This is a genomic window from Achromobacter sp. 1012554356, from assembly GCF_059760815.1.
On sequence record NZ_JCBANC010000068.1, the window covers coordinates 22,623 to 32,748 of the forward strand.

General features: G+C 65.4%; 11 protein-coding genes. 1 reads left to right on the forward strand and 10 read right to left on the reverse strand.

Features of this window, described 5'->3' with window-relative positions; translation table 11 throughout:
- Positions 1 to 46 precede the first annotated feature (46 nt).
- The 6 genes from AC6LJW_RS25550 to AC6LJW_RS25575 form a co-directional block, all read right to left on the reverse strand.
- Positions 47 to 2,647: a type VI secretion system Vgr family protein gene (locus AC6LJW_RS25550; protein WP_498088588.1), complete on the reverse strand. Its 2,601-nt coding sequence runs from the start codon at positions 2,645 to 2,647 to the stop codon at positions 47 to 49.
- Between the two features lie 264 nt (positions 2,648 to 2,911).
- The gene (locus AC6LJW_RS25555) at positions 2,912 to 3,190 is read right to left on the reverse strand and encodes a response regulator (RefSeq protein WP_498088590.1); all 279 of its coding nucleotides are present in this window, start codon (positions 3,188 to 3,190) and stop codon (positions 2,912 to 2,914) included.
- 103 nt (positions 3,191 to 3,293) lie between these two features.
- Positions 3,294 to 3,917 carry a glutathione S-transferase family protein gene (locus AC6LJW_RS25560; RefSeq protein WP_056559434.1) on the reverse strand — a complete coding sequence of 208 codons (624 nt, stop codon included), beginning with the start codon at positions 3,915 to 3,917 and terminating at the stop codon, positions 3,294 to 3,296.
- An 18-nt stretch (positions 3,918 to 3,935) separates the two neighbouring features.
- Positions 3,936 to 4,514 (reverse strand): 1,6-anhydro-N-acetylmuramyl-L-alanine amidase AmpD, encoded by a 579-nt coding sequence (ampD, locus tag AC6LJW_RS25565; protein WP_498088592.1) that lies wholly within the window; start codon positions 4,512 to 4,514, stop codon positions 3,936 to 3,938.
- Positions 4,515 to 4,615: 101 nt separating this feature from the next.
- Entirely contained in the window at positions 4,616 to 4,882 is a 267-nt protein-coding gene (locus AC6LJW_RS25570; RefSeq protein ID WP_056559429.1) for a PP0621 family protein, read from the reverse strand.
- Between the two features lies 1 nt (position 4,883).
- Positions 4,884 to 5,726: a cytochrome C assembly family protein gene (locus AC6LJW_RS25575; protein ID WP_056559425.1), complete on the reverse strand. Its 843-nt coding sequence runs from the start codon at positions 5,724 to 5,726 to the stop codon at positions 4,884 to 4,886.
- A gap of 106 nt (positions 5,727 to 5,832) precedes the next feature.
- On the opposite strand from AC6LJW_RS25575, the gene ffh reads away from it, so the two are divergent.
- Positions 5,833 to 7,239, forward strand: coding sequence for a signal recognition particle protein (gene ffh, locus AC6LJW_RS25580; RefSeq protein WP_056559422.1), 1,407 nt, complete (start codon positions 5,833 to 5,835; stop codon positions 7,237 to 7,239).
- Between the two features lie 268 nt (positions 7,240 to 7,507).
- Here the strand turns inward: ffh and lysM are convergent, their stop codons facing one another.
- The 4 genes from lysM to trmB form a co-directional block, all read right to left on the reverse strand.
- Complete coding sequence (gene lysM / locus AC6LJW_RS25585) at positions 7,508 to 7,954, reverse strand: peptidoglycan-binding protein LysM (protein WP_056559419.1); 447 nt, start codon at positions 7,952 to 7,954, stop codon at positions 7,508 to 7,510.
- 304 nt (positions 7,955 to 8,258) lie between these two features.
- Positions 8,259 to 8,459: a sulfur carrier protein ThiS gene (gene thiS / locus AC6LJW_RS25590; protein ID WP_056559414.1), complete on the reverse strand. Its 201-nt coding sequence runs from the start codon at positions 8,457 to 8,459 to the stop codon at positions 8,259 to 8,261.
- Between the two features lie 11 nt (positions 8,460 to 8,470).
- Positions 8,471 to 9,412: a prolyl aminopeptidase gene (gene pip, locus AC6LJW_RS25595; protein ID WP_056559412.1), complete on the reverse strand. Its 942-nt coding sequence runs from the start codon at positions 9,410 to 9,412 to the stop codon at positions 8,471 to 8,473.
- A partial coding sequence (gene trmB, locus AC6LJW_RS25600) for a tRNA (guanosine(46)-N7)-methyltransferase TrmB (RefSeq protein WP_498088594.1) occupies positions 9,412 to 10,126 on the reverse strand: 715 nt, incomplete at its 5' end. The genes pip and trmB, both read right to left, overlap by 1 nt.

Consider the following 10,126-nt stretch of genomic DNA (forward strand, 5'->3'; position numbering starts at 1 on the left):
TCGGCCCGGGACGTACGGTCTGAGTGGCCATGATTCAGCCTGTCTCCTAATTAGGATTGCGAAGAAAATCCAGCGAATAGCTGCCAGCGCCATCCCAATAGCTGGCGCTCAGATGCAAGAGGTCATCCGGATCCGGTATTGCCGAAGCCTCCAAAGGTTCACTCGTGTCGCTGGTGATGACCTGCGTACGGCCCTGCGCGTCGGTCCGTCCACGCACGATGTCGCCACTGGCGCGGACGATCTCGTACGCGTGATTCGGCAGAACTCTGTTCGTGCTTGCGTCGCGCAACACGAAGAACTCTTCAAACGGCCCGGGCTTGCCCGAGAATTGGCCGAGGGTGGGCACCATGGTTCCCGGTCCCGTGAGGTTGTGGTCTGTGGCCTTGACGGTGAAGACCCCGGGCATGCCCATCTCGATGTTGCCGCCTGCCATCTTGATGTAGGCGCCGCCACACAGCAGGGTGACGTGTTCTTCGGCTGAAACCGTGACATGGTTGTTGTTGGCGCGAACCTCCACGCTCTTGTCGGCGTCGATGTGGATGCTGTTGTGTTGCGCCTGAAGGCGCAGCTGGCCGGTATGCGCGATGTGGCGCATGTCTCCCCGTTGCGCGAACGTGCCCAGGCCATTGCCGGCGTTGACGACCACGCGTTCACCAGCCGTCAATTGCAGGTTTGCGTGGGCGACGGCATCCAGATGTTCGCCCGCGCCCAACGCGATGGAGAGGGGTGTTCCGGCAGCGATGCCGGCGGGGGCGGATAGCGCCATGACAGGCGCGGTTCCTTCGCCAGTGCCGCGGGTCTGGTCGTTGGCGCCATGGCCAAGGGCTCGCACCCACGCAGTCAGATCCCGGCGCGGCTCGGCGTCGTGAGGGGCGCCTTGATGCTCGCCGGCGTAGTCGCCCAGGCTGCGGGCTAGTTGTAGCGCTGCCTCCAGGACGGCCACGATCTCGTTGCGGTCGAGTTGGCCACCTTGGGCGTTGGCTTGCGACTCCGTGGTCAGCAGCAGGCCTTGCGCGGCGCGCAGCGTCCCGTGAAGGTCTGTGCGCAGTTCGAAGCCTTCGCCGCGCGGCGCGCCACCGTTGGGCCGCGGATGGGTGAGATAACCCAGGTGCAGGTGGCTGGCGCCATGGTCGTTCATCAGCGCGGCGCTGATTTGCGATGGGGTGTCGTCCAGCCGCAGTTCGCTGGCCCGCTTGCCCTTGTGCTCCTTGCTCTTGACCGTTGCCAGGTCTTTGAACTTTGGCAGTTCGTAAGGCGGCAACTGCAGGCGGTTGTAGACGCGGCCGGTGATCACGGGCTGGTCGGGGTCGCCGTCGAAATGCGAGACGATGACCTCCTGGCCGATGCGGGGGATGGCCATGTGGCCCCACGTGGCGCCGGCAATGTTCTGGGACACACGGATCCAGCATGAGCTGAACCCATCATGTTTGCCCACGCGATCCCAGGGAAACTGGACCTTCACGCGTCCATATTCGTCGGTATGGATTTCTTCGTTGGGCGGACCGACCACGACGGCGTTCTGCGGTCCATCAATGTGTGGCCGGGGCAGCGGTTCGGCGCGCCACTCGGCGTCGTCCGGCACCAGTTCGGCCTCGTAGCGGTAATGCGTACCCGACTGCGCTTCGGCGCTTTCCTCGGCCTGGCTGGCGTGCTGCTTGCCCCGGTGGACGATACGCACCGGGCGCCAGCCGCGGTTCATGGCTTCGCGCGGGTGCCCGGCCAGCGTGAAGGAAATGCCCAGCTGCAGGCGGGGGTCGTCGCCTTCGACCAGGGCAATGCGCGCATCACGGCGATGGCCGCGCAGGCGGTTTCCAGCGAAGGGTTTGCCGGCCTCGTCGAACTTGGCGCGCGCGGGATAGTCGTAGCGTTCGTAGCGGCGGCCCTGGTGGTCCAGGTCTTGCCCGTCGCGGCTGTGCTGGTGTGCGTATCGCGGATGGTGGAAGGTGTAGTCGCGCTGCGTCTGACGCGCGGTGCGCACGTTCTCGGTGTACGCGAAGCGGCGCAGCGCAGGTTGTGGCTGGTCACCGCCGGGTGTGGGGTTGTATTGCACGGGTTCGTCGCCCACCCGGCCATGGATGAACAGGCGGTCGCTGTGGACCAGCCGATGGCCTTCGGGGCTGTGGCGGAAGGAATAGAAGAAGCCTTCCTCGCGCATGATGCGCTCGACGAAGTGATAGTCGGTGTCGCCCGCTTGCACGCAGTATTCGCGGGCCTGGTGCTCGGTGGTGTTGCGCTGCTCGTAGTCTTGGGTCAGACCATGCGCCTTGAGCACCGATTCGGCGATCTGCGGAACCGTAAGGGACTGAAAGATGCGCCAGTCCGAACTGAGTTTGAGGCGCGCCAGCCGCGGCTCGATCACCGCGCGGTAGCGGGTGCGGCGAAAGCCCGTGTCGCCTTGGATGAACGATGACACCGCGCCATGCACGTAGCGCACCGGGGTATCGCCCTGCCAGAGGGTGAGCAGCGCGGCGCGGTCCAGCACCTGGCCGAAGTCGATGGCGGCGTTGGCGCTGGCGAGGTCTACGTCAAGCAGGAAGGTCTCGGACAGGCCTTCGTGCAGCGTGAACTCGACGACCTCGAAGGATTCGTCGCCGACGGAAAAGGTGAAGCGAAGATCGGGTTGGATAGGTATGACGTGCTCCCGCAACGACAGACCTTTCCTAAAACGTGAGCGTCAGGTCTGCCTATAGGCAAGCGTCCGCTGCAATCAGACGATTGCAATGGAGTCGCATGGCATGCGCTGCCATTACGTCATACCGGTCAATTTCTGGGTATCGGACCGTTCTTATATTTGCCGGGAAGGGGGCTGAAAACGCGCGGATACCACCGGGCGCGATGGCGTCGGCGCGGATCTGCAACGTGGCGTTGCACTATGCGTCTTCGGCGCGGATGTGCAGCGCTTCGCGCACCGCTACCTTGCGTCGCCGCGATGCTCGATTGTCGTCAGCAAATCGAGCAGCACGTCCATATCCACCGGCTTGACCTGCTCGCCCACGGTGATGGCTTCTTTGCCATCGTATGCAGCGGTGACATCGTGGCCTTCAATGACGATCGCCGCGACCAGGGACTCGATCGCATCGCGGTTGTCATCGACCACCAGGACCTTGCGCGCTACCGGCGAGAGCGCGTCGGCGGGGAGTTGCGGCGTCACCTCCTGCATGCCGGTGACGGGCAGCCGCACGACGCTCATGGCAGGGGCCAAGGCGCCTCAGAGGCTTTCAATAATTGCACGAATCGCGCAGAAGGAATGTTGCAATTTGTCCGGGTGTGGCGGTGCGTGACCGCCCGCGCGGCTACTCCAGCGGCAGGGTCAGCACCCCTTGCGGGGCGGGACGCATCATGACGCGCCGGTACCAGGCGGACAGCGCGGGGGTGGCGGGCCGCTCGATGGGCAGGGCCAACCAGCGGTGCGCGGCGGCGACGAGCGCGATGTCGCCCATGGTGAGGTGGCGACCGGCGATGAATTCGCGGCCCTGCAGGGCTTGGTCCAGAATCAACGCACGGTCGTTGGATCGCTTGATCGAGTTGTCGATGGCGGCCTTGTCGCGGCGGGCTTCGGGCGTGCGGATCAGGCCCAGAAAGGCCGGCGCCATGGCCGGCTGCCATTCGGTCGCCTGCCAATCCATCCAGCGGTCGGCATCGGCGCGCAGGCAGACGTCCTCGGGCCACAGCGTGCCCGCGCCGTAGCGTGCTGCCAGGTAGCGCACGATGGCGTTGGATTCCCACAAGATGAAGCCGCCGTCGTCGATGACTGGGACGAGGCGGTTGGGATTGAGCTTGGCCGCGTAATCGGCGGTGTCGACCACGCCGAACGGGCCGCCTGCCTGAACAAAGGTGTGCGGCAGGGCCAGCTCGCGTACGGCCAGCATCACTTTCTGAACGTTGACGGAGGTCAGGCGTCCCCAGATCTTCAACATAGCCAATCCTTCTAAGGGTCAGGCCGGCGGCAGGTGCCGCCGCGCAAAGCCGCTGTCGCGCCCAAAGCGCGTCCAGTCGAATGCCGGCCCGGGGTCGGACTTGCGCCCCGGAGCGATATGTTCGTGTCCCTGGGCGGCAACCAGGGGATAGCGCGCGCGCAGGGTGTGAGTCAGCCGGCGCAGCGACGCGTACTGCTCGCCAGTGTAGGGCAGCGTGTCCGTGCCTTCCAGTTCGATGCCGATGGAAAAATCGTTGCAGCGCTCGCGGCCGGCAAATCGCGACACACCCGCGTGCCAGGCACGCCGGTCCGTGGCGACGAATTGCACGATGCGCCCGTCGCGGCGGATGAAAAAGTGCGCCGACACGCGCAGGCCGCGCAGGCGTTCCAGCCAGGGGTGTGAGAGGTAGTCCAGCGTGTTCAGGAAGAGGCCCGCGACCTCAGGTCCGCCAAACTGGCCCGGCGGCAAGCTGATGTTGTGCACGACCAGCAGCGAGACCTGTGTGTCCGCGGGGCGTGCGTCGCAGTTGGGTGAGCGCAGAAGGGAAACACCCGGCGCCGGCGCCAGCCAGCCATGTCTATCCAGAAGCAAAGGCATAGGGAGGGAGCGTGTGAAAATTCCGGCACCCATTATGCCGCGCCGCCGCCAGATGCCCTATCCGGCAAACCGCCGGGGCGGCTGCGCGGCGGATAGACGGGTCAGCGCTTTGCCGGACCCAGGCGGGCGTGGTCGGGGCTGCACCAGGTCTGGCCGTTTTGCAGCAGGGCCTCGGAGCGGGGCAGATGGATGCCGCAATGGGCGCAGCGCACCATGGATTCGATGGCGGGCGGGGGCTGCGCGCCCTGCGCCTTTTTCTTCTGGCCGCCCTGCGCGTCGGCCTGGCGCTGCGCGGCCATGCGGCCGGCAATGCGGGCGACAAACAGAACCAGGATGATCAAAACGATCCAGAACAGCAACTTGCCCACGTCAGCCTCGATGCAGAATCATTTCCAGCACGAACCGGCTGCCGGTGTAGGCCAGAATCAAAAAACCAAAACCCGTCAGGGTCCAACGCAGCGCGACGCGGCCGCGCCAGCCCCAGATATGCCGGCCGGCCAGCAGGACGCCGAAGGTCAGCCAGGACAACAGGGTGAAAACGGTCTTGTGGTCGAACGGCAGGATCTTGCCGGTCAGCTTCATGGAGGCGACCGAGCCCGAGCCCACCGCCAGCGTCAGCACGACAAATCCGATCCAGATGATGCGGAAAAGCAGCTGCTCCTGCACCAGCAGCGGCGGCTGCGAATCGAGCACGCGCCCGATGATGCTGCGTTCGGCGGGGGCGTCCAGGGGGCGGTGCAGGTGGCGGTCCAGCAGGGCCATCATCATGGCGTGCAGGGCGGCAATGGTGATGAGGCCGTAGGCCGCCAGGGCGATCAAGAGGTGCACGCGCAGCCAGGGATCGTCGGCATGGGGCACGAATTGCCCCTGCGGGAAGACGGCGGCAAGGCCGCTGGCGATGGCGGCGGCGGGCAATAGCAGCAATTGCAGGCCGTCTATGCGCACCAGCAGGCTTTCCAGCCAGAACACGACCATGCCCAGCCAGATGGCGGCGGACAGGGCCAGCGCCCATCCAATGAAAAGATGCTGGGATCCCAGCATCGATTGTTGCAGCCCGATTCCATGGAGAATCAGGGCGCCCAGCAGGCACAGACGGGCGATTCTGCCGGTCTGCTCCACTTCCCCGGCGCCGGCCAGGCGGATCCAAAGCGACCCCCCTAGCACCGCGTACGCCAAGGCAGCCGCTGTGTGAAATACAATGCCGAGTGACATAGAAACCGTTGTCTGGATGGGGCCTTGGGGTGCGCGTCACCCGAAAGCGCAGAATCCGCGCCTGCGGCCACCGTTCAATCAACTAGTTTAAGCGGAAACGCCTCTCATGCTCGATAACCTAACTCAACGCCTGTCGCGCGTCGTCAAGACGCTGCGAGGGGAAGCCCGCCTGACCGAGGCCAACACGCAGGAGATGCTGCGCGAAGTGCGCATGGCGCTGCTGGAAGCCGACGTCGCGTTGCCGGTCGTTCGCGACTTTGTCGCGCGGGTGAAGGAAAAGGCGCTGGGCGAAGAAGTCGCCGGCAGCCTCAGCCCGGGCCAGGCGCTGGTCGGCGTCGTCAACAAGGAACTGACTGCCCTGATGGGCGGCGACCTGGGCGCCGACGCCAACGAACTGTCGCTGGCCGTCCAGCCGCCCGCCGTGATCCTGATGGCGGGCCTGCAGGGTGCCGGCAAGACCACCACCACCGGCAAGCTGGCGCGCTGGCTCAGCGAAGGGCAGCACACGCAGCACGGCCGCAAGACCGGCAAGAAAAAGGTGCTGGTGGTGTCCGCCGACGTGTACCGTCCGGCCGCTATCGACCAGTTGAAGAGCGTGGCCGCGCAGGTCGGCGTGGATTTCCTGCCGTCCGACCCCAGCCAGAAGCCCGAAGACATCGCGCGCGGCGCGGTCGATCACGCCCGCCGCCATCATTACGACGTGCTGATCCTGGACACGGCCGGCCGCCTGGGCATCGACGAGGCCATGATGCGCGAGATCCGCGCGCTGCATGACCTGGTCAAGCCGGTGGAAACGCTGTTCGTGGTGGACGCGATGCAGGGCCAGGACGCGGTCAACACCGCGCGCGCCTTTGCGGACGCGCTGCCCCTGACCGGCGTCGTCCTGACCAAGCTGGACGGCGACGCCCGCGGCGGCGCGGCCCTGTCGGTGCGCCACGTCACCGGCAAGCCGCTCAAGTTTGTCGGCGTGTCGGAAAAGCTGGACGGCCTCGAGCCCTTCTACCCTGACCGCATGGCGCAGCGCGTGTTGGGCATGGGCGACATCGTCTCGCTCGTGGAGCAGGCGCAGAAGAACATCGACATCGCCGAAGCGCAGAAGCTTGCGTCCAAGATCAAGTCGGGCAACAAGTTCGACCTGAACGACTTCCGCGACCAGCTCGGCCAGGTCAAGAAGCTGGGCGACATGGGCTCGCTGCTTGAAAAGCTGCCGGCTCAGTTCCAGCAGGCCGCCGGTCAGTTGCAGGGCGGCCAGGCGGAAAAGCAGCTTCGCCGCACTGAAGGCATCCTGAATTCCATGACGGCCGCCGAACGCGCCAAGCCCGAACTGATCAAGGCCTCGCGCAAGCGCCGCATCGCCGCCGGCTCCGGCGTGCCGGTTCAAGAGGTCAACCGCCTGCTGGCTCAGTTCGAGCAGATGCAGGGCATGATGAAGCAGATGAAAAAGGGCGGCATGGCCAAGATGATGCGCGCCATGGGCGGCATGAAGGGGCTGGGCCGCTTCGGGATGAAGTAAGAGGCCCCACGCCGCTCTCGCTTCGCTCGCTTGCAGCCCCCGAAAGGGCTGCCCCGCTCTGCTACGAGGCCAGGTGTCAGACACCCGTGGGGCAGGCTTTTGGCGCGTGCGGGTGTCGCTGGGGTGTCAGACACCTTCAGACCGTCAGCCAAAAAAATGGCCAGACATTGCGTCTGGCCAAGCAATCGCGGCAGGCAGGGGGCGCCGCACCGCGACACAAGCCGGAGAACGCATGGGTGTCCTCCGGATTGTTTGAATTCAGTGCCGCTTACGACAGCGGCGGAATGCGCAGCACCTGGCCCGGGTAGATCTTGTCGGGGCTGGTGAGCATGGGCTTGTTGGCTTCGAAGATCAGGGTGTTCTTGGCGCCCTGGCCCTTGCCGTACTGCGCTTCGGCGATCTTCCACAGGTTGTCGCCCTTTTGCACGGTGTACATCTTGGCTTCCGGCGTGGCCTGCTTGACCTGCAGCTGGTTGTCCACCGCGGCCACGCCAACCGTGTTGCCCAGCGCCAGTGAAATCTTCTCGGCGTCTTCCGTGCTCAACGCCTGACCCGCGACCGTGACCTTGTCGCCGTCCACCGTGATTTGCAGGCCATCCGCGTTCAGGCCGTGCTTATCCAGCTCTTTCTTCAATTCCTCTGCCGTCGCGGCCTTGGCCTCGCTGGCGCCGAAGAGCTTTTCTCCAACGTCCTTGATGAAATTGAGCAGACCCATAGCGTTTCCTTTATCGATATTGCGGTGAGAAAACCTGCGCGCCCTGAAGGCGCCTGCCTCGGTCGAGGCGGCGCGATAGAAACGATTATGACTCGCACATTTGCCCTACGACGAGGGGTTGTGGTGTAACAGGTTGCTAGCCTCTTGCCAGACTACGCAACAATGCTGGCACCTTCGCAGGACGTTGGTATCCGTGGGTGTAGGCCGCCTCGTGCGCGCGGCGGCATGCAAAAAGGCCGCTGAGTGTCAGCGGCCTTCAAAGGCGTATCGCGATGCGGCGCCAAGGCGCTGCGATGACGGTAAGTCAGCCGCCGCCCACCGCGACCACGATCTCGATCTGGTCGCCGTCGGACAGCGCCGTCTGCGCGTGCTGGCTTTTGGGCACGATTTCGCCGTTGCGTTCAACGGCCACGCGCTTGCCCGCGTAGCCCAGCGTTTCGAGCAATTCGTTGACCGTGGTGTCCAGCGGGAACTCGCGGGCGTCTCCGTTCAGGGTGATGTGCATGTCAGGGCTCCTCACTGTTTGGCGTAGGCGTCGGTGGCGGCGATCAGGCGCGCCAGCGTACCGGGTTCGTCGAAGGCATGGCCGGCATCGGGCACCAGGTGAAATTGCGCTTCCGGCCACGCGCGGTGCAGGTCCCACGCGGTGCGCGCGGGCGTGCAGACGTCGTAGCGGCCCTGCACGATGGTGCCCGGGATGCCGCGCAGCTTCTGCGCGTCGCGGATCAGCTGGCCTTCTTCCATGAAACCGGCGTTGAAGAAATAGTGGTTCTCGATGCGCGCAAAGGCCAGCGCCGCGCGGTCCGCGGCATGGCTTTGCTGATGGCGCGGGCTGGGCAGCAGCGTGATCGTGCTGTCTTCCCATTTGCTCCAGGCCTTGGCGGCGCGCAGTTGCTCGACGGGGTCGTTGCCCGTCAAGCGCTTATGGTACGCGGTGACCAGGTCGCCGCGTTCGGCCTCGGGGATCGGCGCCAGGTACTCTTCCCAGCGGTCGGGAAACAGCCATGACGCGCCTTCCTGGTAGAACCATTGGATCTCGGCGCGCCGCAGGCCGAAGATGCCGCGCAGCACGAGTTCGCTGGTGTGCGCCGGGTGCGTCTCGGAATAGGCCAGCCCCAGCGTCGACCCCCAGGACCCGCCAAACACCAGCCACTTCTCGGCGCCCATGACTTCGGTGCGCAGGCGTTCGATGTCGGTGACCAGATGCCAGGTGGTGTTGTTGTCCAGGCTGGCGTGGGGTTGCGAACGGCCGCAGCCGCGCTGATCAAACAGCAGCACGTTGTAGCGTTGCGGATCGAACAACTGCCGATGCACGGGCGAGCAGCCGCTGCCGGGCCCGCCATGCAGGAAGACGGCGGGCTTGCCGTTGGGGTTGCCGCACATTTCCCAATAGATCTGGTGACCGTCTCCGGTATCCAGCATGCCTTGACGGTAGGGTTCGATCGGCGGATAGAGCATCAGGCGACTCGCTTGAAGATCAGGTCCCAGACGCCGTGGCCCAGGCGCAGGCCGCGTGTCTCGAATTTGGTGAGGGGGCGGTAATCGGGGCGCGGCGCGTAGCCGTCGACGGTGTTCTTGAGGAGCGGCTCGCCGCTCAGCACTTCGAGCATCTGCACCGCGTAGTCTTCCCAATCGGTGGCGCAGTGGATGTAGCCGCCGGGCGCAATGCGGCTGGCCAGCAGCGAGATGAAGGCGGGCTGGATCAGGCGGCGCTTGTGATGGCGCTTCTTGGGCCACGGGTCCGGAAAGTAGATGTGCACGCCGGCCAGGGAATCGGGGGCGATCATGTCGCGCACCACTTCGACGGCATCGTGCTGAATGATGCGCAGGTTCTGAATGCTGGAGTCTTCGATGCGGCGCAGCAGCGATCCGACGCCGGCGTTGAACACTTCCACGCCCAGGAAGTTGTCGCCAGGCCGGGCCAGCGCGATCTTTTCGGTGGTTTCGCCCATGCCGAAGCCGATCTCCAGCACCGTCGGGGCCTGCCGTCCGAAGGCGGCGGCCGGATCCAGGCGGCGGGGGGCATAGGGGAGGGACCATTGGCCCATCAGGCGTTCCAGCGCAGCGAGCTGGCCCTGGGTGATGTGGCCGCGGCGATGGACGAAGCTGCGGATGTGCGCGGCGCCGGGACTGTTGGGCGCATACGCGGCGCTGGTCAGCGCGGCCTGGGTT

What these genes read in the sequence shown, in the direction of transcription:
- AC6LJW_RS25555 (WP_498088590.1), bottom strand. Translation starts at nt 3,190, where the DNA reads ATGAGCGTCGTGCGGCTGCCCGTCACCGGCATGCAGGAGGTGACGCCG.
- AC6LJW_RS25560 (WP_056559434.1), bottom strand. Translation starts at nt 3,917, where the DNA reads ATGTTGAAGATCTGGGGACGCCTGACCTCCGTCAACGTTCAGAAAGTG.
- ampD (WP_498088592.1), bottom strand. Translation starts at nt 4,514, where the DNA reads ATGCCTTTGCTTCTGGATAGACATGGCTGGCTGGCGCCGGCGCCGGGT.
- AC6LJW_RS25575 (WP_056559425.1), bottom strand. Translation starts at nt 5,726, where the DNA reads ATGTCACTCGGCATTGTATTTCACACAGCGGCTGCCTTGGCGTACGCG.
- ffh (WP_056559422.1), top strand. Translation starts at nt 5,833, where the DNA reads ATGCTCGATAACCTAACTCAACGCCTGTCGCGCGTCGTCAAGACGCTG.
- lysM (WP_056559419.1), bottom strand. Translation starts at nt 7,954, where the DNA reads ATGGGTCTGCTCAATTTCATCAAGGACGTTGGAGAAAAGCTCTTCGGC.
- thiS (WP_056559414.1), bottom strand. Translation starts at nt 8,459, where the DNA reads ATGCACATCACCCTGAACGGAGACGCCCGCGAGTTCCCGCTGGACACC.
- pip (WP_056559412.1), bottom strand. Translation starts at nt 9,412, where the DNA reads ATGCTCTATCCGCCGATCGAACCCTACCGTCAAGGCATGCTGGATACC.